Source organism: Microbulbifer sp. GL-2 (assembly GCF_007183175.1).
Classification (GTDB): Bacteria; Pseudomonadota; Gammaproteobacteria; order Pseudomonadales; family Cellvibrionaceae; genus Microbulbifer.
In genome coordinates, this window is record NZ_AP019807.1 from 3,181,517 (window position 1) to 3,205,304 (window position 23,788).

Here is a 23,788-nt window from a genome sequence, read left to right on the forward strand (position 1 = left end):
TCTAATTGATTGTGTGTGTAGTTTTGGATTTTGATTGGTTGCAATATTTTTAAAAATTAGTTGATCCTAAATTATTTTTTTAAAGTGTTTGTTGAGCAGGCTGAATAAAGCGGCGCGACTGGCGATATGATTGTAACTCGGTGAGCCGTGACGTTTGAAAAAATCTGGGAATAATTCAGCAACTTTCTGTTGTGGCCACTCTAAATGAAATTGCAGTCCTAGTACCCTTTTATTCAGCATGAATGCTTGATGGGGGCATAAATCGGATTCAGCTAAGCACTGGGCGCCGCGTGGAATTTCGAAATAATAGCTATGTGCTTGAAAAACCTTTTTTGTCGATATATTCCAGTCAGGCGTAGACCTTATGGGTTGCCAGCCCATTTCCTCATGCGCTAGAGGATGAATATTGGCTCCGAGTGAATGTGCAAGAATCTGTGCACCCAAGCAGATACCCAGTATGGGAGTCGGTTGACGGATTTGAATCTTCACCCATTCTATCTCATCGGTTAGCCAGGGTAGTTCTTCCTGGTCACAGATGTTCATCATTCCACCCAAGAGAATTACGCCACTGAAGTTACTTTTGGGTAATAGTGAAGTTTGGGGGTTGACTATTTTCAGGGGTATTTGATTTTCTCGAGCCCAGTCGGTGATATACCCTGGGTCCTCGTTTTTCTCGTGCTGAATAACCAGAATAGGCTTTCTCATCTTATTGGAAGTCTTGACTTTCAAAATATAATTGGGATTCAAAGTGGATACCTGCTTTTACAAGGCTTTCCGGCCAATTATTCTCTGAGAGTGGCTGTTCACTCCCACTATAAATTTCTTTTGGGGAAGATGGATTGGCGCTAACAACTAATATCTGGTCAAAGCTGGGAGCAGAAGCTATCTCATGAACAAGTAGACTTAGGCTATTAAGCTGTACGATCTGATAGTACCCATTGCTCTCCCGCTTTAGAGGTTGATCTAGTAACTTATCCGTTACTTTGAATGAGAAAGGGGTGGGGTAGGCTTTACCATCACGCTCAAAGTGCCCCTCGAATAACTTGGCAGTGAAGGAGTCCAGTTTACTGTTGCGTAATTTATTGAGGGAGAATTTCTCGGGAAGCAATGAAGAAAGCCTAGCGCCTTGGACCAAATCACTAACGCTTTCTTGGTTATCAGTTTTTAGGGTAAGAATTACCTGGTGGCTATGATGACCTCCGTGGAGAGGCATATGGGAGGCGATCAACTGTCCATTTACAGAAAATAGCGCCATGCCATGAATTCCAACTGAGTCATCGCCATAAGTTGATGCTGGAGCTAATACCAGGCATAAGCCCAGCTGGCTAAAGAATATCCAGGTTAGAAGTGTCTTGTTCATTTTGACGTGCATTTCCATATTTTCTTGGAGGTCAGTAATTCTAAGCGTACATTAGTGATCAATCGATTCACTTTCTTCAATATTTGATTCCAAAATGGAAATAGAAGCGCTAGAGAAATTCCTTGTTATTGCGACTACTGAGAACCTGCAACGCTCTGCGGACCGTCTAGATACAACTCCAGGGGGGCTGAGTAAGATCCTGCGGCGCCTTGAGGAGGAGCTGGGTACTCGCCTATTTGATCGGGTGGGGAAACAGCTCAAAATCAATGATGATGGACGCCGACTGCAAAGTCACGCAATTGAGATTGTTACCATTGCCAGGAAGGCTCGTGCGGAAGTTGGTAATTTTGACAGCTATGCGGAATGCCGGGTGGCTGCGCCGGCAATGTTACAGCTAACCTGGGCTGCACTTTTCCAGAAAAAACTGGCTGCAGGCTACCCGGGAGTACGCTTGTCATATACCTCGGCCTATGAATCTCTGGCCCTTAGAATGCTGGCCCGTGGGGAGGTGGATGTTGCGTTGATTACTGGGGCTGTTCTTGGTCAGGTACCACCCTCCATGACGGTGCGTAGTGTTGGCTCAACCTGTATGTGCGTTGCGGCTGGTCCTGAACATCCACTGGTGATCGGTGATTACTCAGGGAAAAGAGTACCAACCGCCGAGGTTTTGAAATACCCATTTGCAGCCCCACGGATATCTCCCTTTTGTGGTGAAGAGCGGGGTTTCGGTAGTGATGGATGGCCTGAGACTCTCTTCTCGCGGAAAGTGCAGGTGGTTGTAAATGACTATGGGGTTCTCTGTAGGCTTGTGCTGAATGGCGGGTTACTCGCTTTTTTGCCTGAAACTCTTATTGGGGAAATAGGTGGGGTAAAAGTGCAAGTTGAAGAAGAAAAAGTGGAGGCTCTAGAGGATATTTACATAGTCGCCAGGGATGGCGATTGGTTGGATAAATTAGCTGGTTAACTGCTTGGATCTCTTTTTTAACTAACGATCAAATTAAAGCGTAATCGCAGTTCTCATGGATTCCAGGATCGTCAACTGACTACCTTATCGCTTGTAGTTATTATCGTGAACACTCTACGGTTAAAGTAAAAGCTGGCAACAGCGCCCCGGCTTTCACTTCTGCCAACTTTAAGAAGCGCGATTCAGTTTGTGGCTCCTTCAGAAGGGCAGGGAGTTCCTGCGGCAATCCACCCCTTCATTGCTTCAACAAGTTTATCATGGGGAATATTTACAGGCTGCCGCTTACCTCCCGGGTTCCATCCCCAAAGGGCTAGGGGGTTTTCACTTATAAATTTCAGTAGGCTATCTGGTGAGCGGCCTCCGTTATCTTGGGGTGTTGTGAGGAGCTTGCAGATTTGGGCAGAGGACTTATGTGACCAGTTCAATTCAATTGGAGCCATAGCCCAGCCTGGAGCACCGGGGGCACCTGTTACAGGGTTATTCTGGTTGGAGTGGCAGTTGCCACACTGCATTGTCCCTGTCCCCATGTTGCCAGGACCCCGCGCCACTCGTGGTATATGGGGAGAGCCTTCATTAATAAGGGGCATTTCCAGCTGGTGGCAATTCAGGCATCGAGGATGCAGGAGAACCTCTACAATGGTTTCCCAGTCTTGATGCCCCATGGTATCGACTTGAGAGTTTTGAGCCTTTGTCTCTGGAGCTTGACCAGACTTGTCTGTCCGGTTCTCGCAGGATGTGAGAGCCATAATTAACACTGCGCTTATGGTCACATGGCGTAAAAAGCATGCTGCTTGCCGCAGTTCCATTCAGTCCTACCTCAATTCCGGTGAGAATACCCATCCTAATTGTGGCAGATAGTCAGGAGCAGTCAGGTACCTAAATAAGGGTGAGAAGACCATTTAAAGCAGCCTGGAGTCAGTTATTTTTAGACTGTATGGTCATGAATGTATCTTGGCGCAATCTTTCGCGTGGTATTATGTGTGAGTTTTTTAGTAGAACTATCTGATATTTGAGTACCGGCTGGTGCTCGGAGGAGAGAGTATGTCCTGGTTAGGGGCGGGTATTGGTGCCGGATTCGGCTTTATGTTTGGCGGCCCCATTGGAGCAGCCTTGGGTGCATGGGTAGGTAGCTCCTTTGGTTCAGGTCTGCGACGTCTTGGTGGCGCAAAGGCGGTGCTTAACCGGGACGGAGCCCAGACCATTTTTATTGTGACCCTGTTTTCCATGCTGGCGAAGATGGCCAAGGCCGATGGGCTTGTGTCAAAAGCTGAAGTTCAGCTGATTGAGGAGTTTATTCAAAATAACCTCCGCCTTGGCGGGGAAGAGCGTAAGCATGCCATTCGCATTTTTGAGAATGCCAAAACCGATAAGTACAGTATTTATGATTATGCCAGGCAGTACCGGGTATTGGTGCATAATCAAGCCATGCGTGAAATGGTTTACCGTCTTCTGTTTGCCGTTGCTTACGCTGATGGAGAGCTACATGCTACTGAGGAAGAAATTTTACGCCGAATCACAGTTGACTTGGGCCTGCATGAGTCTCTTTTTACTGCCATGCAAAATGAATTTGAGCGACGAGGTGGAAATAGCGTATCTGATCTGAAACAGCACTACGCGGTCCTCGGTTGCTCACCGGAAACTAGCGATAGAGATTTGAAGTTGGCTTATCGACGTAAGGCTGCTGAGTACCATCCAGATAAAATAGCCGCCAAAGGTCTTCCTGAAGAATTTATGCGCCATGCGGAAGATCAAATGAAAAGCATCACAGTTGCCTATGACGCGATTGTCGAAGCACGCAAAGATAAGGCAAAAGTTGTAACTTGATCACGGGGAGGTAATGCCTCAATGCTTTTCGTCAAAGAATATTTTAATAGCCAAAGGGTGAGTTTTTGAGAGAGCCTATGAGTCTTGCAGAGCAGATAGAAGAAAAATTAAGTGCCATATTTGATCCGCAGTACATTGATGTTCAGTGCGAAAGTCATATGCACAATGTGCCAGCTGGATCTGAAATGCATTTTCGAGTGGTTTTAGTAAGTAGCACTTTTAAGTCAACCAGAAAGGTCCAGCGCCATCAGAAAGTATATGCTGCCCTTTCTGATGAAATGGAAGGCCCTATTCATGCACTTGCGCTTCATACGTATGCACCAGATGAATGGGAAGGCGATGCACCCAGTAGCCCAGAATGCCAGGGTGGAAGTAAAAGCAAAGGCGGATAGCAATTATTCGCCTGATAAATTTTAACTATGTGGTTAGCTTCCTATCCCAGTTTGGCTGTGTAGAGCGCAAGTCAGAGGCTATATGAAGCCTCTGAATCAGCCGCCAAAGTGCTCTTTCTTTTATCTTGAGCTTCTTCTTATATCTGTTGCTTTTGTTCACCTGGCATTCATTTTCCATGAATGGAAAATGGTGTAGCCGAAATACTTGGGTGAAACTCGTGATACAAGGATAAACTAAAGTAAGGCGTGAAAATCACACTAAAAAATCCTCCCTGCTAAAAAATTACGCGCCAAATGATTTTCTATCCGCCATTAAAATAAAAACCTAAGTTTAGGCGCCAACAATTGAACGTTTTTTCTACACCCGTATTTTCGTGCGACTAGACTGACCATTGATTGGGCTGATTGCTGTTTGATCTGCTGAATTTCAATGGAGTTACCACAAATGAAGATGACGCGTATTCTGATCCCCGTAATGACGCCCCTCGCCTTAGCAATCTCTAGTGTCGCTTCGGCAGGACCGGCTGGTTATGCCCCACCACCACCCCCCACCCAGGAGTTTAAGATCCGAATTGGCGGCGCTTACATTTCTCCGAATTCGGATAATGTAACCTTTGCCGATAGTTTGCTTCGCTGGCCAGACCCCTTTAACCCTAATTTCAATCGTGATTGGGGCGCTTTTCGAACGAATATCGACCCAAGTGACGAATGGGGTTGGTTCATAAATGCTGAGTGGAAACCGATGGATCACTGGGGTGTTTCACTGAGTTACACTGACGGAGACCGCCATACTGGTGGAGACCGTCGTGGTTGGCACGACCGGTTTGGGCTCCGCGACTTTGGTCGTAACCGTAACTTTGCTCGCTGGGAACCCCAGATGACGGCGGCTTATCTGAACTGGTATCCTCTGGACCCCAGTTGTTTGATACAGCCTTACATGGGAATTGGTCTTAACTATACCGATTTCAGCAGTGAGCGCTTAAGAGATTGGGGCTGGTTTAACCCGATTACCGGTGCGGAAGAATTCTGGGCTGGCCGGCTTAATTTGGGTGATAATTGGGGATACACCTGGCAGCTTGGTGTTGACTTTAATTTTGGTCATGACAGTAGCTGGCTGATTAACCTCGCTCTTATTTACTTCGATGTTGATACTGATATTGAAGTTGATACTTTCTTTACCGATGTTCCAAATCAGATAGATTACCGCCATAGATTTGGTGGTGACTATCTGTTTGACCCCTGGGTCTTTAATATCGGTGTGGGCTATAAGTTTGATTTCCATTGGTAATCAATCTTTTTTGTAATAAAAAAGGGCGCTTGGCGCCCTTTTTTATTTTCTCAATATTTATTGTTGGACCGGGTTGGAGTGTGAAGAGATATTTTCTATTTATATCTGGGTTCCCCTTGTTCTCTTCCGATCTTACCCTTCATTTTTTCTAGCTTTTATGCATGCTTCCATTTTTATTTTCAAATAATAGTGACTTCCATAAATTTTTTTAGAAATCTGTGGGTCTGTTTTTGGTGATCCTTTTAAACTAGCCATTACTTGGGAAGCTAAACTGTGTTCCCTCTCTAACGCCGTTCGCTGGCCACCGCTGGGTAATGGTTTTTCGTTTAGTGTAGAAGCGAACTGAGTCAGGGCCGTATGCATGTAGATCCCCAAATAGTGAACGTTTCCAGCCACCAAAACTGTGGTGTGCAACGGGCACTGGGAGGGGGACATTGATTCCCACCATACCGACCTTGATATTGTCACTGAAGTAACGGGCTGCTTCACCATCGCGAGTAAACAGGCAAGTTCCATTGCCATATTCATGGGCATCGATAATATCCATGGCCTCCTGCATGGTTTCTACTCGCATCAAACAGAGTACAGGCCCAAATATTTCACTGCTATGGATTTTCATTTCAGGTTTTACGTGATCGAACAGGCAGGCCCCAAGGTAATTTCCCTGTTCAAAACCCGGTACGGTCAAATCACGGCCATCAACAACGAGTGTTGCTCCTTCCTCAATACCTGCAGAGATAAGGCCTTCAACTTTTTTAAGGTGTATGGGCGTTACCAGAGGGCCCATATCATTCTGGTTATCCATACCATCGCCGACTTTTAGTGCGACAATTTGCTCTTTCAGCTTTGTAACCAAAGCATCGGCGGTATCATTTCCTACGGCGACCGCTACGGAAATCGCCATACAGCGTTCGCCACAGGAGCCATAGGCGGCTCCCATCAGGGCGGCTACGGCGTTATCGAGGTCTGCATCAGGCATAACAATGGCATGATTTTTTGCTCCACCGAAAGCCTGTACTCTTTTACCGTGTGAGGAACCAGTGGTGTAGACATATTCCGCGATGGGAGTGGAACCTACGAAGCTGATCGCCTGGATGCGTTTATCGGTGAGAAGTGTATCCACTGCCTCTTTATCGCCGTTGATGACATTCAAAACTCCAGCAGGGATGCCGGCTTCAATTCCCAGTTCAGCAATAAATAAGGCGGAAGAGGGTGTGCGTTCAGAGGGCTTCAATATAAATGTGTTACCACAGGCAATGGCCATTGGCCACATCCATAGGGGGACCATGGCCGGGAAATTAAAAGGGGTAATTCCTGCGCAGACCCCCAGTGATTGAAACTCACTCCAGGAATCAATGGCGGGGCCGACATTTTTACTGTGTTCCCCTTTGAGCATTTCTGGGGCTGAGCAGACATATTCGATATTCTCAATACCGCGCTGCAGTTCACCCATAGCATCATTTAATACTTTGCCGTGCTCAAGGGTAATCAGCTCACAGATTTTGTCCGCATTTTGCTCCAATAGGTCCTTCAAACGGTACATAATTCGCACGCGTTTGGCGGTGGGCAGGTTGCGCCAAGCTGGGTAGGCAGCTTCGGCGGCTGCAATAGCATCTTCTACGGTAGCTTTAGTGGCTAGGGATACCTTGCCAATGACTTCGTTAGTGGAGGGGTTGGTAACATCCTGCAGGCGGGAGTGCGCAGTATTATTGTCATTTTGAATCAGGGCGCCATTAACCAGGTGACCGATTACTTTCATAGGGTTTTCTCGCTCGGGATTTGTGCGTTATTTTTCTACCTCTTTCCGCCTTTTTAACACAGGTAAACCCAAGGTGGAAAAAATCCCGAGCGATAGACAGTTTTATTGTTTGGGGAAGTCCCTCAGTACAGCGAGGAAGACATCGCCAAAGCGCTCAAGTTTGCTATCGCCAACACCTGAAATAGCAAGCAGTTCATCCCGGGTTTGCGGATGGGCTTTTACCATACCGCGTAGGGTAGCATCGTGAAACACCACGTAGGGAGGAACACCGCGTTCTTCGGCCAGCTGTTTACGGCAGTTACGCAGGGCCTCCCACAGTGGCAGCTCTTCGGGGGCGAGATCTTCGAGACTAGTGGAATTGCGGGAATGTGCGCGAACCGTTTTTTTCGGTAGTTTACGCAGCATTAAGGTTTCTTCCCCCCGCAGTAGTGGCCGGCAGATTTCGGTAAGCTTGAGGCTCTGGAATTCGCCCTCTATTTCCAGGTAGTCGAGAACAATGAGCTGTCTTACTATTGCGCGCCATTCAGTGCCGGAAAGATCCTTGCCGATACCGTGGGTGGACAGTTGGTCGTGGGCAAATTTGCGCACCTTTTCGTTTTCCGAGCCACGTAGTACATCAATGACATGGCTGGCACCAAAGCGCTGCCCGGTGCGGTAAACACAGGAGAGTAGCTTGATTGCTGCTTCGCTGGCGTCCCAGGTGGCGGGAGGCTCGAGGCAAGTATCACAATTCCCACAAGCCCGCTTCAACTCTTCAGCGAAGTAATGCAACAGGGATTGACGGCGACAACTTGTGATTTCGCACAGCCCCAACATGGCGTTAAGGCGGCCGCGCTCTTGACGTTTGTGCTCCTCGCTGCCTTCAGATGTATCCACCATTTGCCCGAGCTTTACTATGTCTTCAAGACCGTAGAGCAGCAGTGCGATAGAGGGCTCACCATCCCTGCCTGCACGTCCGGTTTCCTGATAATAGGCTTCGATACTCTTGGGAAGGTCCAGGTGGATAACAAAGCGTACATCCGGCTTATCTATCCCCATGCCAAAGGCGATGGTAGCGACAATGATGACACCCTCCTCGCGGAGAAAGCGACGCTGGTGTTCAGCACGGGTCTCCGCTGGCAGGCCTGCGTGATACGGTAGTGCAGGATAACCTTGTTGGCTCAGCCACTCAGCAGTGCTTTCCACTTTGGCACGCGACAGGCAATAGATAACTCCGGCATTGCCATCCTGTCCATTTTTCAGGAACTGCAGCACCTGGCGACGCTGGTTGTCTTTTGGCTCAATGCGGTACTGGATATTGGGGCGGTCGAAACTGCTGACAAAGTGACGCGCAGTTTCAAGGTCGAGTCTTTGCGCAATCTCTGCTCGGGTGCGCCTGTCCGCAGTGGCGGTCAGGGCGATACGGGGTACCCTGGGAAACTGTTCGTGCAGGCAATTTAAATGCAGGTAATCCGCACGGAAGTTGTGGCCCCACTGGGATACACAATGGGCCTCATCAATAGCAAAAATGGATAGCTCAATTCGCTGCAATAGTGACAGGGTACGCGGTTGCAGTAGTCGTTCTGGTGCCAGGTAGAGAAGGTCCAGCTCGCCGTGTAAAAGCTGACTCTCGATAGCCTGGATTTCATCATAAGATATGGAGGAATTAAGGAAGGCAGCGCGAATGCCGGCCTCTTGTAGAGCTTCCACTTGATCCTGCATCAGTGCAATTAGCGGGGATATCACCACGCCGCAGCCGGGCCTGGCCAGGGCGGGAATCTGGTAACACAGAGATTTGCCGCCGCCGGTGGGCATCAATACCAGGGCGTCCTCTCCAGCCATCAAAGTATCAATCACCGCCTCTTGTGGGTCACGGAAATTGGTGTAGCCGAAGACATGTTCGAGAATATGTTGTGGGGAGTTCATGGCGGCGGAGTATACCCCGCGAGGTAAGTTTATGCGGTGGGTTTATTTGTCGATTTTCCTTTGAAATACTCTGCAATGACAGTTTTTATTTTGTGACATGATTCACGGGTTATAATCGCACACTATCACGGCGACCTGCTATGGATAGGGCTATGCGCACATTGATCCTGTATTTTGTGTTGTGGTTGACTGTTCTGGTTGGGCCTTTGGGGTGTTCCTCCAGTGCTCCGCGCAATTTAGCGCAGTCGGTTGTGGCGGATACTCACCTGGGTTGGCGTTCTGCACCGGAAAACCAGTTGGTACTTTCCCTGGCAACCGCATCGGGTATTGCACAAGTGGAGCTGCAGCCACTGCCTGAGCGCTTTACTCTGGTTACTCTCGAACTACCTGGTATGCGAAAGGTAGAGGGGGTGCAGTGGAGGGATGGCAATGGCCAGTCAACCATGCTCTACGATGGGGTGAGTGGCCTGGACGGCGTCAGTTTACAGAGCCGTGGCCATGGCTTTCGTCTGCAGCTGCAGCTCTCTTCCATGGATTATATCCGCGCTGGTGGAGTGCTTACCGTCATTGATTATTGGCGTTGACTTCTGAGGGTGCTTTCTTTTTAAAGCCAAGCCCCTGGGGGCGAATCAGGTAGAGCTGCTTCCAGTATTTTCCCGTCACCCAGAGGCCGTTTTTGGCCTTGTCCCAGGCTATACCGTTGGCCACAGTATCAGGGTGATTGCGCATGTCGGGGTTCAGGCGCTGCAGGTCTATACCTCCACGTACCTGACCGTCCTCTGGATCTATAGCGATGATGCGGTTGTCCTGCCAGATATTGGCCCAGATAAGGCCTTTGGCAAATTCAAGTTCGTTCAGGTTTGACCACTGCTCTCCTCCACCGTGTACCTTGAGGTGACGCACTACCTTGAAGGTATCAGGATTGCGGAAAGTCAGCTCGCCACTACCGTTACTCATGATCAAATGTGTACCATCGCTGGTGAGACCCCAACCTTCGCCACTATAGTTGTGGACTTCCAGGTGTTGCAGATCGCTGGTCCGGTAGACATGCGCCTCGCCGGCCTTATAGGTAAGCAGGTAGAGTTTATCCCCGTGAACCGTGAGGCCCTCGGCAAAAAGCTTGCGCGGCAGCCATTTGCGTCTTACGGGTTTTGCTGAGGGGTCGGTATACTCGGCAAGCCAGGAGCGGCGATATAGGCCACTACTCTCCCACCAGCGCTGGCCGTCGAAGTACAGTCCTTGGGTAAAGTGGTTTTCACCGCGCTGGCGCTCTTCCAGGATAGAAAATGGGGTCAACTGGAGTTGCGCCTCTGCTGCCATTGGCAACAGAGTAGACAGTAGTAACAGTGTCCAGCTGCGGAATCTTAGTCGGTACATCAAAAATCTATGACCAGAGTAAAGACCTTTGTCACCTTGACCCTTTTGGGTGGTCTGGCGGTAGTGTTGCCCATTGCCATCTTCGTGCTGCTGTTCCAGTGGCTATTCGGTCAAATCAGCGAAATTGTGGCCCCTGCAGTCCTCTGGTTAGAGGCCCACACAGAATTTAAGGATACCCTTGCGCGGCTTATAGTGATAGCGCTGATTTTGGGTAGCTGCTTCCTGATTGGCCTGTTGGTAAAAACCAGCATCGGTCACTGGCTACATCGCCATGTGGATCACTGGTTGGGGCGTTTGGCACCGGGGTATAGCACCATTAAGGACCTGGTCCTGCAGTTTATTGGTGGTGGTGGAGATGGTGTGTTGTCTGGGCCTGTTGCACGAGTGCGTATTCATGGGGCCGGTAATCCTTTAACAGTTACCGCTATTGTGACTTCACAGCATGCCAATGGGGATATGACGGTCTATGTCCCTACAGCCCCGGTCCCGACTTCCGGTTTTGTGTTTCATGTGCCGGCGGAGTGTGTGGAAATACTGCCCGGGATAACTGTGGAGGCTGCGATGAAGACGGTAGTGGCCTGTGGCGCTGGCAGTGCCAATTTGTTGGCGCCACCGGCGAAGTCCCCGGAAAAAGCGAGGGGACACACACCGGAAGGGTCAGGCCCTGCTTGAATGGCGATTTTTACCCAGATCGCGAATGGCGAATCTTGCCGGGTGCAGGGCTTTAACTAGGTCCGCACTGGCTGGCATTGGCTCGCTGAGTATCCAGGCTGTGAGTATTTCTGCCGTTAGCGGGGCATAGGTAAATCCGCGGGAGCCCAGTCCGCCCATTACGTATAACCCCGACTGGTAAACAGCTTGCTTGTTGATGAGCAGCTTGCGGTTTTTACGCAGGTCGCTGTAGGTATTCTCAAGGGAATTCCATTGGGGCAGAGGGCCGGCCAGAGGCAGGTAATCTGGTGTAGCAGCGCGCAGGGCAGCGCGACCGATAAGGGTTTGGGTCGAAAACTCCTCGGCGACTCCGGGCAGCAGGCCGGATAAGGTCTCGAGGTTTTCCCTGTGTTCGCTATCACGCAGATCTGTAGCGGTTTCCTTGAGCTTGAATGTTGCCCCAAAACTTTGCCGGCCATCATATGCTGGTGTGATATACCCCTCGCCACAGAGCGCCACTTTGAGCTTGCTGGAGGCTTCGGTAGCCAGTGCTCGGGTTACCTGCCCACGTATTGGTCGTAGGGGCAGGACAGCCGCTGGAGCGAAATTGCGAATATCATTGGCGCCACAGAGCACTACAATCTCAGTTTCGATTTTGCTGCCTTCAGTTTGTAATAGCCAGCTTTTACCAGAGAACTCCAGCAGCTCTACATTGTTGCTTTGATGCCTTTCGATATTTCTATGCTCCAGAAGGGCACTGCAGACTTCCTGTGGCTCTAACCACCCAGCATCAGGGAAGTAGAGGCCAGTGAAGGGCAGGCTTACTCCGGCCAGTTCACTGGCTTCTTTAGCGGTCACTGCGCGGGCCAGGGTTTGCTCTGGGTATACCTCAAGAGCTGTGGCAATTTGTTGCTGGAGCAGTTGTTCTTTTTCGGTCTGGGCCAATTGCAGCAAGCCACTGAAATGCGCAACCTTGGGGCAATACTGGCGATAATATCGTTGGGCGAACATCAGGGCGTGCAGGTTGAAGTCGCCATTGGGGCCGGGCTTTGGGGAGAGCTTCCCGTAGAGAATGCCCTGATTGTTTCCTGAGCCACCGCTGCCGGGGCTTTCCCCTCGCTCAAATACCTGTACATGAATTCCCCGCTCAGCCAGGGCTCTGGCGGTAGTGGCGCCGGAGATACCGCCGCCAATGATGGCCGCAGTTTGTGGTTTTTGTGGGGCCCTTGTCGGCAGGTGCCAGGGAGTGGTGGTGATCTCGCCGGGATGAAGTTCCTCCAGCGAGCCGCACAACATCTCCCGCTTGCGGCCAAATCCGGGCACTTTGTGCAGCTTAAAGCCAGCATCGCGGAGGCTGCGCTTGACCAATCCTGCACAGGTGAAAGTGGCAAAAGTAGCGCCAGATTTACTTAAGGTGGCCATAGCCGTAAATAATTCCGGAGTCCACATGTCCGGATTTTTGGCTGGAGCAAAGCCATCCAGGAACCAGGCATCCACCAATCGATCGCGGGATTCCTGCTCCAGTCGCAAGCTGCCCAGGGCCTCGCTGGCTTCTCCGATTATCAGGGTCAGGCTCACTTGGCCGAATTGTAACCGGTGCATGCCCTCGGCCAGCAGGGGGGGTAATTGTTAATTAGCTGCTGGCAAAATGGTTGCAGTTGTGGCCAGAGTTCCAGCGCGCGGCTCAGGTCCTGCGATTGCAGTGGAAATTTCTCTACGGAGATAAAGTGCAGGCGTGCGCTCATGGGGGCAGTTTTCTGCCACAACTCCCAGGTGGCAAGAAAGTTCAGGCCGGTGCCGAAGCCGGTCTCGCCGATAGTAAATATGCTGTTTTCTGCGAGTTCTGCCCAGCGCTCTGTGAGAGAGTTTTGTTGGAGGAATACATAGCGTGTCTCCTCCAGGCCGGAGGCCGTGGAAAAGTAAATATCGTCGTAGGCGCGGGACAGGGGCTGGCCATCTTCACGCCACTCGATATCCGCGTGCTTTTTACTGGGGCCGCTCACAACAGTGATTCCATCAGGCTTTGTCCTGCAGGCCGAACTCGCGCATCACCTGCTCACACCAGCGCAGGACACGCTCTTCAGTGAGGTCGAATTCGTTTTCCTCGTCGAGAGCGAGGCCCACAAACTGATTGCCATCAGAAGTGAGGCCTTTGGATTCCTCAAACTCATAACCTTCCGCCGGCCAGTAACCTACCATACGGGCTCCGCAAGCTTGCAGTTGAGCGTGCAGGTAACCAAGGGCGTCCTGGAACCACTGTGGATAGCCCTCCTGGTCACCGAGGCCGAATAGGGCTGCAGTTTTGCCGTGCAAGTCCAGTTGTGCCAGATCGTCCCAGTTATTTTCCCAGTCTTCCTGTAGTTCGCCATAGTCCCAGGTGGGGATGCCAAAGAGCAGGAAGTCATAATTCTCGATCAGAGCGATATCCACCTCAGCCACATTGTGCAGGTCGATCCATTGGGGGCCGATACACTGGCGGATTTTCTCCGCAGCCATTTCGGTGTAGCAGGTACTGGAGCCGTAAAAGAGTCCAATCGGGGCTTGGGAGCTTTGCATAACAAGTGAACTTCTTACTACTGGGCGATGGCGCCGCTAAAATCCAGTTGCCGCCAGGCCTCGTAAATAACGATGGCGGCGGCATTGGATAGGTTGATACTGCGACTCTCTGCACGCATGGGGATACGCAGGGTATTTTGCAGGCCTATTTCCTGTAGAAATTCAGCCGGCAGACCACGGGTCTCGGGACCGAAGACGATGGCGTCGCCATCTTTATACCCCACTGAGGTGTGGTTGTGGCTGCCCTTGGTAGAGAGGGCTAGTACCCTTGGCGGTTTTTCGTTTTCTAGGAATGCCTGCCAGTCTCGGTGGCGAACCACGCGACTGTACTCACTGTAATCGAGGCCGGCGCGGCGCAGGCGCTTATCATCCATATCGAAGCCGAGGGGCTCAATCAGGTGTAACTCGGCGCCAGTATTGGCACAGAGGCGAATAATATTACCGGTGTTGGGGGCAATTTCCGGTTGGTATAGAACAATCTTGAACATTCGCTGGTAGTCGCCTGTGGCGGCGCTGTATGGCTTGGCTGAATTGGACCGGGCGGAAGTGCCCGGTCTCATGTAGATGCGGATTATTCCACAATTAGAGGGGGGTGGCGATCTCCTCGCAGTCGATCTCCACCCCCAGCTCGTTGGCAATCTGATCGAGTTCGTCGCGCAGGCCATCGAGATCCATATCTTCGTCCACACTAATAATGCATTCGGCACTGAATAGCGGCTCACCACTCCATGGGGTACTGCCGTAGGTGGTTTCCAGCTGTTCCATATTGATATGGTGGACAGTGAGGGCGCGAGAGATCTCGCGTACTATGCCTGGACGGTCATTACCGACCAGCTTTAGTGTCAGTGTCTGCTGTGGCGAGGCAGAAACTGCTACGGCATCCTCGATCAACAGGTTATAGCCTGCTTGGGTAAGCGCTGCGAGGGCTTCTTTCAGAGGCTGACTTTTGTCACCTGGTACTGCGACACGCAGAATACCGGCAAATTTTCCGGCGAAGTGCGCCATATGGCTGTCTTCCCAGTTGCCGCCGTTATCAGCAATGACTGCCGAAAGCTTCTCTACAACACCGGGCTTGTCGTCACAGATCATAGAGATAACGAGATGCTGTTGCATGTAATATTCCTTTGCTTCACTGGAGACCATTTGTAAACATTGTAATAGGATCTTGTCGGATAACTCTATCGCTCAATCTCAAAGCCATTATCTTTTACACCCGTACCGGGTAACTTTGCGAGGGACTGTCGATGAAGGTACTTGCCGATTTGTGTGTGATTCCCATGGGAGTGGGGGTGTCCGTAAGTAAGTATGTTGCGGAATGTGAGAAAGCGCTGGCAGAGGCCGGACTCACTCACCATTTACATGCCTATGGCACCAACATTGAAGGAGAGTGGGATGAAGTGATGGCTGCGGTAAAGGCCTGCCATGAGCGGGTGCATGCTATGGGCGCTGAGCGCATCACCACCAGTCTGAAATTGGGAACTCGTATAGACCGGGACCAGTCATTACAGGATAAGATCGACAGTGTGCGATCGAAGCTGGATTAACGATAACAAAACAGGAACGATTATGACGATCAATATCAAGAAATCCCTGGTAGCCCTTGCTGGCGTTCTGGCCCTGAGTGCCGGGGCACAGGCAGCCGATTTGAATTCGGTAATCAAGGGGGATCAGCGCAGCAAGGCATACACTGCGCGTGACCAGTACCGCAATCCTGCAGAAACCCTTGCTTTTATCGGGATTAAGCCAGATATGACTGTGGTGGAAATTACTCCCGGAGGTGGCTGGTATACGGAGATTCTCGGGCCTTATCTGAGCGAGAAAGGCAAGCTCTACGCAGCACACTTTCCTGAAGACAGTGAGTCCGCTTATTACCAGCGTTCCTTGAAAAGTTTTAAGGAAAAGCTGGCGGGTAATGAGAAAGCTTATAAAAACGTAGTTGTTACCGAATTCTCCCCGCAGACCGGTCGTGAGATCGCACCAGCGGGCAGTGCCGACGCTGTAGTAACCTTCCGCAATGTGCATAACTGGATGTACCGGGATTATCAGGATAAGGCATTTGCCAGCTTCTTCTCTGCCCTGAAGCCTGGCGGTATCCTGGGTGTTGTTGAGCATCGTGCAAAGCCAGGTACCAGCATGGAGGACATGATCAAAAGCGGTTATGTCACCCAGGGGTATGTAATTGAAGTAGCCAAGAAGGCGGGCTTTGAGCTGGAAGAAGCCAGCGAAGTGAATGCCAACCCGAAAGATACCGCCAAGCACCCGAAAGGCGTTTGGACCCTGCCGCCCTCCCTGCGACTGGGCGATGAAAATAAAGATAAGTACCTGGCTATTGGCGAAAGTGATCGCATGACCCTGCGTTTCCGCAAGCCCCAGTCCTGATTTTTTAATTTTCCCTTTTTGATGTCGTAAATATTGGGAGCGGTAAACGCCGCTCCCACTTCACTCTACTTGATAGTTGTATGATCATTCCTTTTGAACAGCTGGATTCCAGCACTTTGCAAAACCTGTTGGAAGAGTACGCCACCCGTGAGGGTACCGAGTATGGCGAGTGCGAGGTGGAGCTGAAAGAAAAGGTCGCAAGCCTGCGCCGTCAGTTGCAGTCCAAGGAAATAGTAATCTGGTTTGAGCCGGATGAAGAGAGCGTCAATCTGGTATTGAGCGAGGACCTGTCCACAGATGTCTGAGCAACTGATGGACAGCCCCGGATCACCCCATGCACGTTTCCTGTTTGCCCATGGTGCTGGCGCACCTATGGATAGTGGGTTTATGCAAGCACTGGCCAAGGGACTGTGTGAACAGGGTATAGAAGTGGTGCGCTTCGAATTTCCCTATATGGCCCAGCGTCGCACTGGCGGCAGCAAACGTCCACCAGACAGAATGCCCCAGCTACAGGAGTGTTTCCGCAAGCAGATCGAGCGCTTTTCTGGTGATTTGCCGCTGTTCATTGGTGGTAAGTCCATGGGGGGGCGTGTGGCGAGCCTGCTTGCCGAAGAGTGCTTTGCCGAGGATTTGATCGTGGGGCTTACTTGCCTGGGTTACCCATTCCACCCCCAGGGAAAACCGAACAAGCTGCGTACAGAGCACCTTAAGGATATTTCCTGCCCGGTGCTGATTGTACAAGGAGACAGGGACCCGCTCGGCAATCGTGTAGAAGTAGAAGCTTACGGGTTGGCTGATGCTATTGAGATTGAATGGCTGGAGGATGGTGACCACGACTTTAAGCCCCGTCGCGCAAGTGGTTTTACCCAAGTGGGGCACTGGCAGTCCGCGGTAGAAGTGGTGGCGCGATTTATGCTGCGGTCTCCAAGACTGTAACGCGCTCCTCCTGAACCAACAGGGGGCTCAGCATCGCCATTTGCGCGCGGCGCTCCTCGCTAGTGTACCAATGCTGCCAGTGCAGCTCAGATTGCCACTTTGACAAGGTGAAGCGGCGCAGGGGGTTGCCCTTCTCGATATAGGTCTGCCCTTCGATAAAGCCAACGGTGCGGTAGGCGCAGGTCAGCACCTTGCGCGCCGCCTCCTCGTAGCTACTTTGCATCTCGGCAGCGATCTCCCGCTCAATCAAAACGTAAATCATTGTGTACTCAAACCGCGATAGGGCCTTAGTGGATTTTAGCGCGCCTGCCAGGGAAAGAGGCCGCTGCCAGTTTTCAGGTGACGGAATCCTCTAAATTGCGCACAATTACTCATATGAAGTTTGATCACATCCTCGATGCACGTGGCCTCTTGTGCCCGGAGCCCGTAATGATGCTGCACTCAGCGGTGCGTAATGTCACCGATGGGGAAGTATTGAAAATGCTTGCCACAGACCCCTCTACCCAGAGGGATGTGCCTAAGTTCTGTCAGTTTCTCGGCTATGAGTTGGTCCAGCACGCGGAGGAAAATGACGAATTTGTTTACTGGATCAGGAAAGCGGAATAGTGATTCGCAATTGATTGCTGCCGCCCCAGCCCCGCAACGACCGGGTGGGACGACAACACACTCCTGCTTCAATACTCAACCTCTGCCGACTAACTGGTCGGTCGAATAGGTTATGGCGCCGTTACCAGAGCGGCGATAGCGGCTAATGCCTCCGGATCCTCGGATTTGATTTTGTTGGCGATGTGATGTTGGAAAAAGTAGCGAAAGCCCACACTCTCCTGCGCAGGGTATAGGCAATGGTCACCCGGTAGAACCGGGGTTGTCTCGACAATATCATGGTCGATCAGCATACCGTGGATGATGCCGTCGGCGTGCAGGCGCCAGCTGATGACCTCGATCAGCGTCAGGTTCTCCCGGTCCTCGTCCATAAATACCGCATGGGTGCCAATGGTATCGGGTATTTCCTGCAGTACTTCCTCAGCTTTATTACTTTCATACTCAAAGTACTCCGCCGCAGTCTCCAGCTCGACGACTTTGTGAATGGGGGGGTGGTGAAATATTTCCTCAATGCCGGGATCGTAGTAGCCCTCAAATCGTCCGTCTAAAGGGTCCTTGATGTCTGGACAGGCCACTATGGAGTTTAACCAGGGGACGAGGCCTACAACCTCGCCGTTCGCTTTGAGTCCCCAGCACAGCACTTTCAGGCTGTAGAGATCTGTTCCGCTGGAGTTGTTTGAGTAGAGCATTTCCAAGCCGTCGAGCTCCGGCGAAAGACGGATAAAGCGCCTGTCCGCAGAAGTTTCGATCGGCTCGCCGGTGAAGAGGTCAACCACATTGTTGTTGCTGTGGTCTGTCATGGAACACCTCCTGGCAGGGCCGGTTGTTTACCGTCTCCACTCAGACAAAGGTGCGACTGCCAATGCCCTATTTCTGAAGGAAGACCGGGGCAGGAGGGTATTTGAGTGCTTTATCCCTCCTCGGGGAGTCCGCTGCAAGGGTCGTTGCCCTGGCGGCATCCCTGTCAGTAAAGGTATATGTTGATTTGCGGAAATACAACCAGCCGCGTCAGGCGGCTTTAAGGGGGCGTGGCTTTGATCGGGGCGCCCGCGTTGATATAGTCCCCGCCTTTGCGGTACCGCGGAGAACACCTTGCCCGTTCCTAACCTAGAAATGGCTCCAGTTTCTACAGTCGAGCCCTTGGCAGAGCGTATCGCCAAGGTATTTAATCGCTGTTTTTCCGACCCCGAAGGGCTCAATACCCGACTTTGCGGCGGTTTTCCCGAGCCCTTTTACCGGCCCGCAGGAGGAGCGCAAAGTCACCATTTAGTCGAGTTTACCCGTGACTACCCAGCCAGCGCGCTGCATGAAGTGGCCCACTGGTGCGTGGCGGGAGCGGAGCGTCGTCAGATGCCGGATTACGGCTATTGGTATGCGCCAGATGGGCGCACGGCTGGACAGCAGGCCAGGTTTGAGCTTGTAGAGGTCAAGCCCCAGGCCCTGGAGTGGATATTTGCCCGCGCCTGTGGCCTGAAGTTCCGGGTCAGTACCGATAATTTGGAGAGCGGTCTGGGGGCCAGTGACAACTTCAAAGCCGCGATATGGAAACAAGTGCAAGAGTACTGTGCCAAAGGCCCCAATGCCCGCGCCCATACTTTCGCATTGGACCTGGCGGGGGAGTTTGGTCAGCCGGACCCCCTCAATGCCAAAGCTTACCGATTGGTGGAGTTATCGTGAGCAGCTACCTAATCGACGCCTCCGTCTATATCTTCCGCTATTACTTCGCTCTGCCGCCCAATTGGGAAAGCCGCAGTGGCTATACCACCGAGGCGGTTTACGGCTTTACCAATTTCCTGTTGGATATGCTGGCGCGAAAACCGCACCATATTGCCTGCGCATTCGATGAATCCCTGGGCAGCTGCTTCCGCAATGAACTCTACCCGGACTATAAATGCAGTCGCGCCCTGCCTGATGAGGCTCTGGCCTTCCAGCTGGCGGCCTGCCGGGAGATGGCGGAGGCGCTGGGTATCGCCAGCTTTTCCAGTGAACGGTATGAAGCAGACGATATCCTGGCCACCCTGACCCGCAAACTATATAAGCACAAACCGATTGTGGTGAGTCGCGATAAGGACCTGGGGCAGCTACTTGCCCGTGGTGCCTCCTCCCTATGGGATTTTGCTGCGGATCGGCATATGGATAGCGATGCTCTGGAGCGCAAGTTTGGTGTGCGCCCAGCACAGATTCCTGACTATCTGGCCCTGGTGGGAGATACCAGTGACGATATTCCCGGTATCCCAGGTATTGGCCCCAAGACGGCTGCGCGATTACTGGCAGTCTTTGATGATATCGAGGTGCTTCTGGCTGAACTCGATAAGGTGGCGTCTCTGCCTATCCGCGGCGCTAAGGGGGTTGCCCTGCGACTTGATAAGTTTGAAGAACAGTTGCGCCTGGCCAAACGCCTGACCAGCCTAGCGGAAGATATCCCTCTTGACCTCAAGGCCGCTGACCTGCAGCCGCAACCGGTGGATATCTATCTGGCCAGGGCCCTGGCGGAGGAGTTTGGTATTGGTGGCCTGACTGGAAAAATTGAGCGCACCCTGAGTCGCGCAGATGGAGAAACTGTATGACCGACAACGTTTTATCGGGTGCCGACCTCAAGATCGTTGCCGATGAGAACATACCAGCGCTTGAGCACTATTTTGGCGACCTGGGTACTCTGGTGCGCTATCCAGGCCGAACCTTGACTCAAGAGCAATTGGCGGATGCGGATATTCTTCTGGTTCGTTCGGTTACCAGGGTGAACCAAAGTTTGCTTGAGGGTACCCCGGTGCGCTTTGTAGGTAGCTGCACAATCGGCACGGATCATTTGGATATTGATTGGCTGGAACGCAACGGTATCTACTGGAGTGCGGCGCCAGGCTGTAATGCCAACTCGGTCGTGGAGTATGTCTTTTGTGCCCTGGCGGGACTGGGCATGGACTGGCGGGGGCGCAGTTTTGGAATAGTCGGTTGCGGCAATGTGGGCGGCCTTCTGCAGAAACGGCTGCATAGCCTTGACGAGACCTGTGCCGTTTACGACCCCTGGCTGCCCGATAATCCAGACTCAGGTTCTCTAGAGCAAGTTCTTAGCCAGGATATTGTTTGCCTGCATGCGCCACTGGTGAAAGGTGGGCAATACCCCAGTCTGCATATGATTGGGGAGGAGCAGTTGACACATATTCGCGATGGAGCCGTACTGATTAGTGCCGGGCGCGGCGCGGTGGTTGATAATCGCGCACTTCTTCAACTCCTGCAAAAAGAGCGACGTTTTCGCACCGTGCTGGATGTCTGGGAAAACGAGCCGGGTATCGATAAGGAGCTGTTGAAATTAGTAGATTTGGGCACCCCGCATATCGCCGGCTATAGCCTGGATGGCAAGCTTGCCGGTACCCGTATGATTCGTGAAGCACTATCCAGTGCACTGGATTTGGCACTGCCGGTAGTGGATGGGGGCGGACGTGATGAATCTGCAAAGCAACAAGTTGGATCTGGTGTAACCCCGGCAGAGTTACTATTGCAAATGTACGATCCTCGCAATGACGATAGTCGCTTGCGCGCTGTTGCGGAAGGCACTGAGCCAATGGCTAAAGCCTTTGATCGCCTGCGCCGAGAATATCCCGAGCGCTTGGAGTTCTCCCATTACAGCGCGTCAGCGCATCACTTTAGTGAATATGATAAAGGACAACTTTCGGTGTTGGGGCTCTCGTGCAACTAGGTAAGCAGGTTAAAAAGCTCGGGCTGATTATCAACCCCTGGGCCGGCATCGGTGGCCCAGCTGGGCTAAAGGGTAGTGACGGTGCTGAAACAGTGGCGCAGGCCCTGGCAGCTGGTATAGAGCCGCAGTCTCACAAGCGAGCCGCTATTGCCCTTGAAGCATTGAATCCCTTTCGGGATCAGCTGGAAATCCTGTGTTTTGCTGGCGACATGGGAGCGACCACAGCCAGGACATTGGGATTTTCTGTTTGCGAAGTAGGCGTCGCCGACTCTTTTCCCTCGACACCCGCAGATACCGAAAAAGCAGCCAGAACTATCCGTGATGCCGGGGCTGACCTGATTGTTTTTATCGGTGGAGATGGCACCGCGCGCAATATCGTTAATGCCCTGGGAAATAACTTTCCGGTGCTGGGTATTCCCGCCGGGGTGAAAATGCACTCCGCCTGTTTTGCTATTTCCCCCAAGGCTGGTGGCGAGGTTTTATGGCGCTTGATGACCGGGCAACTGGTGGATTTGGGCGAGCGCGAAGTGCGGGATATAAATGAGCAGTCTTTTCGCCAGGGCAGGGTGAGTACGCGCTATTACGGCGAGCTGTTGGTGCCCCAGGAAGGACATTTCCTACAGGCCGTTAAAAATGCCGGGCGCGAAGTGGAAGAATTGGCGGTGGCAGATATCGCCGCTGAAATCACGGAAGAGTTGGACCCGGATACTTTGTATATCGTTGGCCCAGGTTCCACCACTTTGGCAATATTGAATGATCTGGGCTGTGAGGGGACTTTGCTGGGAGTAGACTTGCTTTGCGATGGCGCTCTGCTGCAGGCGGATGTGAGTGCTCCGCAGATTGAAACAGCAATTGCCGGGCACAGTGGGCCAGTAAAAATTTTGCTCACTGCAATCGGTGGCCAGGGTCACCTTATCGGCCGGGGTAATCAGCAGTTCTCCCCGAAAGTACTGCGCGAAGTTGGCCGTGATAATTTAATAGTTGTCGCTACTAAAACCAAAATAACCGAACTGGGAGGCTGTCCACTGTTGCTGGACAGCGGTGATCCAGAGCTGGATCGTCAGTGGAGCGGTTTTATCCGGGTTGTTACCGGTTACCGTGATGCGATCCTTTATCCATTAAGTAACGGAGAAGTTTGAGTGTCTACCGATTGGCAGCAACTGCTGGAGCAGGTTGAATACAAGTTGAGGCAAGGTGGTAGTGACAGCCGGCGTTTGTTTCATGGACGTGGCCGTTGCTACGAAGGGCTGGAGCAGGTTTGTGTCGACAGTTTTTTTCCAGCGTTGTTGGTAACGTTTTTTGAAGGGTATGAAGATGAGGATGAACTGTGCAAGAAACTCTGGCAAATAGCAGAGTCACACAGTTATCTCGGTATTGCCACGCAGCGTCGTTATCAGTCAGGTGCCCCGATAGAATGGCAGTGTGGCGAAGTTGTGATGGACCCGGTAGCCCAGCGTGGAGGATTGAAATTTCCACTGACCTTTGAGCGGCAGAATGTCGGGTTTTTTCTAGATATAGAGCCGGGGCGTGCCTGGCTGGAAGAGCAGGTTCGTGCCCAGGTGGAGCAGGGGCCAGTGAAAATGCTCAACCTGTTTGCCTTTACCTGTGCCTTCTCTGCAGTTGCTCGCGCCGCAGGGGATATTGAGATCGTCAATGTGGACGTGAATCGCGGAGTATTAAATCGCGGCCGTGAAAACCATGAAGTGAATGGTTTATCTCTTCGAGGAATTCAGTTCCTGCAATTCGATGCATTGCGCCAGTTCAAGCGCTTTGACCGTCGTGGCCCTTTCCAGCTGGGGGTGGTGGATCCGCCTACCCGCCAGAAAGGTCGTTTTGATGTAAGCCAAAATTACGAAAAACTCCTGCGACAACTGCCGGTCTGCCTCGCGGACGAAGCGGATTTATTGATGGTGATCAATTCACCACGTCATAGTGAAGCGCATTTTCGTGAAATGATCGTCGGTGCTGACAGCGGCTATGAGGTGGTGCAGCGTCTGGCACAGAACCCGGACTTCCCCGACCGGGACCCGGATGCCGCATTAAAGATGCTGCACGTTAAATACCGCCGCCAGAAATAGCGGCGTGTTTTTTTCGGGAATT

General features: G+C 51.8%; 29 protein-coding genes. 16 read left to right on the plus strand and 13 right to left on the minus strand.

The genetic code is table 11. The features are described 5' to 3' along the window. Window positions 1-66: 66 nt before the first annotated feature. Window positions 67-747 carry a type 1 glutamine amidotransferase gene (locus tag GL2_RS13850; protein ID WP_172621152.1) on the minus strand — a complete coding sequence of 227 codons (681 nt, stop codon included), beginning with the start codon at window positions 745-747 and terminating at the stop codon, window positions 67-69. Continuing rightward, the gene (locus tag GL2_RS13855) at window positions 707-1,360 is read right to left on the minus strand and encodes a hypothetical protein (RefSeq protein ID WP_143731218.1); all 654 of its coding nucleotides are present in this window, start codon (window positions 1,358-1,360) and stop codon (window positions 707-709) included. The genes GL2_RS13850 and GL2_RS13855 overlap by 41 nt, the downstream gene beginning before the upstream one ends. 94 nt (window positions 1,361-1,454) lie before the next feature. Here GL2_RS13855 and GL2_RS13860 point away from each other — a divergent pair, with 94 nt between their 5' ends. Further along, window positions 1,455-2,324: a LysR family transcriptional regulator gene (locus GL2_RS13860; protein WP_143731219.1), complete on the plus strand. Its 870-nt coding sequence runs from the start codon at window positions 1,455-1,457 to the stop codon at window positions 2,322-2,324. 182 nt (window positions 2,325-2,506) lie between these two features. Here GL2_RS13860 and GL2_RS13865 read toward each other — a convergent pair whose 3' ends face one another. Then, window positions 2,507-3,130 carry a hypothetical protein gene (locus tag GL2_RS13865; protein WP_143731220.1) on the minus strand — a complete coding sequence of 208 codons (624 nt, stop codon included), beginning with the start codon at window positions 3,128-3,130 and terminating at the stop codon, window positions 2,507-2,509. A 235-nt stretch (window positions 3,131-3,365) separates the two neighbouring features. On the opposite strand from GL2_RS13865, the gene djlA reads away from it, so the two are divergent. From djlA to GL2_RS13880, 3 genes are all read left to right on the plus strand, one after another. Beyond that, complete coding sequence (djlA, locus tag GL2_RS13870) at window positions 3,366-4,148, plus strand: co-chaperone DjlA (RefSeq protein ID WP_143731221.1); 783 nt, start codon at window positions 3,366-3,368, stop codon at window positions 4,146-4,148. Between the two features lie 77 nt (window positions 4,149-4,225). Next, complete coding sequence (locus GL2_RS13875) at window positions 4,226-4,540, plus strand: BolA family transcriptional regulator (RefSeq protein ID WP_143731222.1); 315 nt, start codon at window positions 4,226-4,228, stop codon at window positions 4,538-4,540. 445 nt (window positions 4,541-4,985) lie between these two features. Next, window positions 4,986-5,828: an OmpW family protein gene (locus GL2_RS13880; RefSeq protein WP_172621153.1), complete on the plus strand. Its 843-nt coding sequence runs from the start codon at window positions 4,986-4,988 to the stop codon at window positions 5,826-5,828. A 247-nt stretch (window positions 5,829-6,075) separates the two neighbouring features. Here GL2_RS13880 and GL2_RS13885 read toward each other — a convergent pair whose 3' ends face one another. Both GL2_RS13885 and recQ read right to left on the minus strand, forming a co-directional pair. Beyond that, window positions 6,076-7,587: a CoA-acylating methylmalonate-semialdehyde dehydrogenase gene (locus GL2_RS13885; RefSeq protein ID WP_143731224.1), complete on the minus strand. Its 1,512-nt coding sequence runs from the start codon at window positions 7,585-7,587 to the stop codon at window positions 6,076-6,078. Between the two features lie 102 nt (window positions 7,588-7,689). After that, window positions 7,690-9,492 carry a DNA helicase RecQ gene (gene recQ, locus GL2_RS13890; RefSeq protein WP_143731225.1) on the minus strand — a complete coding sequence of 601 codons (1,803 nt, stop codon included), beginning with the start codon at window positions 9,490-9,492 and terminating at the stop codon, window positions 7,690-7,692. Between the two features lie 152 nt (window positions 9,493-9,644). Here recQ and GL2_RS13895 point away from each other — a divergent pair, with 152 nt between their 5' ends. Further along, complete coding sequence (locus GL2_RS13895) at window positions 9,645-10,076, plus strand: hypothetical protein (RefSeq protein ID WP_143731226.1); 432 nt, start codon at window positions 9,645-9,647, stop codon at window positions 10,074-10,076. Here the strand turns inward: GL2_RS13895 and GL2_RS13900 are convergent. Beyond that, entirely contained in the window at window positions 10,057-10,869 is an 813-nt protein-coding gene (locus GL2_RS13900; RefSeq protein WP_143731227.1) for a glutaminyl-peptide cyclotransferase, read from the minus strand. The genes GL2_RS13895 and GL2_RS13900 overlap by 20 nt on opposite strands. A gap of 9 nt (window positions 10,870-10,878) precedes the next feature. Here GL2_RS13900 and GL2_RS13905 point away from each other — a divergent pair, with 9 nt between their 5' ends. After that, window positions 10,879-11,541, plus strand: a complete 663-nt coding sequence (locus GL2_RS13905) for a DUF502 domain-containing protein (protein ID WP_143731228.1) — start codon at window positions 10,879-10,881, stop codon at window positions 11,539-11,541. Here the strand turns inward: GL2_RS13905 and mnmC are convergent. The 5 genes from mnmC to GL2_RS13925 all read right to left on the minus strand — a co-directional run bounded on the left by mnmC (window position 11,527) and on the right by GL2_RS13925 (window position 15,189). Continuing rightward, on the minus strand, window positions 11,527-13,122 hold the full coding sequence (mnmC, locus tag GL2_RS13910) for a bifunctional tRNA (5-methylaminomethyl-2-thiouridine)(34)-methyltransferase MnmD/FAD-dependent 5-carboxymethylaminomethyl-2-thiouridine(34) oxidoreductase MnmC (RefSeq protein WP_232053622.1): 1,596 nt from the start codon (window positions 13,120-13,122) through the stop codon (window positions 11,527-11,529). The genes GL2_RS13905 and mnmC overlap by 15 nt on opposite strands. After that, window positions 13,095-13,523, minus strand: coding sequence for a hypothetical protein (locus GL2_RS21950; RefSeq protein ID WP_232053623.1), 429 nt, complete (start codon window positions 13,521-13,523; stop codon window positions 13,095-13,097). Before GL2_RS21950 ends, mnmC begins: the two co-directional genes overlap by 28 nt. 13 nt (window positions 13,524-13,536) lie before the next feature. Beyond that, window positions 13,537-14,076 carry a flavodoxin FldB gene (gene fldB, locus GL2_RS13915; protein ID WP_143731229.1) on the minus strand — a complete coding sequence of 180 codons (540 nt, stop codon included), beginning with the start codon at window positions 14,074-14,076 and terminating at the stop codon, window positions 13,537-13,539. A 17-nt stretch (window positions 14,077-14,093) separates the two neighbouring features. After that, a complete protein-coding gene (trmL, locus tag GL2_RS13920) occupies window positions 14,094-14,564 on the minus strand; it encodes a tRNA (uridine(34)/cytosine(34)/5-carboxymethylaminomethyluridine(34)-2'-O)-methyltransferase TrmL (RefSeq protein ID WP_143731230.1) in 471 nt (156 codons plus the stop codon). A gap of 94 nt (window positions 14,565-14,658) precedes the next feature. Next, window positions 14,659-15,189: a glycine cleavage system protein R gene (locus GL2_RS13925; RefSeq protein WP_143731231.1), complete on the minus strand. Its 531-nt coding sequence runs from the start codon at window positions 15,187-15,189 to the stop codon at window positions 14,659-14,661. Between the two features lie 131 nt (window positions 15,190-15,320). On the opposite strand from GL2_RS13925, the gene GL2_RS13930 reads away from it, so the two are divergent. The 4 genes from GL2_RS13930 (at window position 15,321) to GL2_RS13945 (ending at window position 17,391) form a co-directional block, all read left to right on the plus strand. Then, window positions 15,321-15,620 carry an MTH1187 family thiamine-binding protein gene (locus tag GL2_RS13930; protein WP_143731232.1) on the plus strand — a complete coding sequence of 100 codons (300 nt, stop codon included), beginning with the start codon at window positions 15,321-15,323 and terminating at the stop codon, window positions 15,618-15,620. Between the two features lie 22 nt (window positions 15,621-15,642). After that, window positions 15,643-16,455, plus strand: coding sequence for a class I SAM-dependent methyltransferase (locus GL2_RS13935; protein ID WP_143731233.1), 813 nt, complete (start codon window positions 15,643-15,645; stop codon window positions 16,453-16,455). An 80-nt stretch (window positions 16,456-16,535) separates the two neighbouring features. Continuing rightward, on the plus strand, window positions 16,536-16,760 hold the full coding sequence (locus GL2_RS13940) for a YheU family protein (RefSeq protein ID WP_143731234.1): 225 nt from the start codon (window positions 16,536-16,538) through the stop codon (window positions 16,758-16,760). Beyond that, entirely contained in the window at window positions 16,753-17,391 is a 639-nt protein-coding gene (locus GL2_RS13945; RefSeq protein WP_143731235.1) for an alpha/beta family hydrolase, read from the plus strand. Before GL2_RS13940 ends, GL2_RS13945 begins: the two co-directional genes overlap by 8 nt. Here the strand turns inward: GL2_RS13945 and GL2_RS13950 are convergent. Then, a complete protein-coding gene (locus GL2_RS13950; protein ID WP_143731236.1) occupies window positions 17,366-17,653 on the minus strand; it encodes an antibiotic biosynthesis monooxygenase in 288 nt (95 codons plus the stop codon). The two genes, GL2_RS13945 and GL2_RS13950, sit on opposite strands and share 26 nt — an antisense overlap. A 113-nt stretch (window positions 17,654-17,766) precedes the next feature. Between GL2_RS13950 and tusA the strand changes: the two genes are divergently transcribed. Further along, window positions 17,767-17,997 carry a sulfurtransferase TusA gene (gene tusA / locus GL2_RS13955; protein ID WP_143732900.1) on the plus strand — a complete coding sequence of 77 codons (231 nt, stop codon included), beginning with the start codon at window positions 17,767-17,769 and terminating at the stop codon, window positions 17,995-17,997. Window positions 17,998-18,107: 110 nt separating this feature from the next. Here the strand turns inward: tusA and GL2_RS13960 are convergent, their stop codons facing one another. Further along, complete coding sequence (locus tag GL2_RS13960; protein ID WP_143731237.1) at window positions 18,108-18,794, minus strand: hypothetical protein; 687 nt, start codon at window positions 18,792-18,794, stop codon at window positions 18,108-18,110. A 292-nt stretch (window positions 18,795-19,086) separates the two neighbouring features. Between GL2_RS13960 and GL2_RS13965 the strand changes: the two genes are divergently transcribed. From GL2_RS13965 to GL2_RS13985, 5 genes are read left to right on the plus strand one after another with little or no spacing between them, the layout of a single operon-like run. Further along, entirely contained in the window at window positions 19,087-19,671 is a 585-nt protein-coding gene (locus GL2_RS13965) for an elongation factor P hydroxylase (protein WP_232053624.1), read from the plus strand. Continuing rightward, a complete protein-coding gene (locus tag GL2_RS13970; RefSeq protein ID WP_143731238.1) occupies window positions 19,668-20,561 on the plus strand; it encodes a 5'-3' exonuclease H3TH domain-containing protein in 894 nt (297 codons plus the stop codon). Before GL2_RS13965 ends, GL2_RS13970 begins: the two co-directional genes overlap by 4 nt. Then, on the plus strand, window positions 20,558-21,688 hold the full coding sequence (locus GL2_RS13975) for a 4-phosphoerythronate dehydrogenase (RefSeq protein ID WP_143731239.1): 1,131 nt from the start codon (window positions 20,558-20,560) through the stop codon (window positions 21,686-21,688). Before GL2_RS13970 ends, GL2_RS13975 begins: the two co-directional genes overlap by 4 nt. After that, window positions 21,679-22,827, plus strand: a complete 1,149-nt coding sequence (locus tag GL2_RS13980) for an ATP-NAD kinase family protein (protein WP_143731240.1) — start codon at window positions 21,679-21,681, stop codon at window positions 22,825-22,827. The genes GL2_RS13975 and GL2_RS13980 overlap by 10 nt, the downstream gene beginning before the upstream one ends. Further along, window positions 22,828-23,766 carry a class I SAM-dependent methyltransferase gene (locus tag GL2_RS13985; protein WP_143731241.1) on the plus strand — a complete coding sequence of 313 codons (939 nt, stop codon included), beginning with the start codon at window positions 22,828-22,830 and terminating at the stop codon, window positions 23,764-23,766. The last annotated feature ends 22 nt before the right edge of the window (window positions 23,767-23,788 follow it).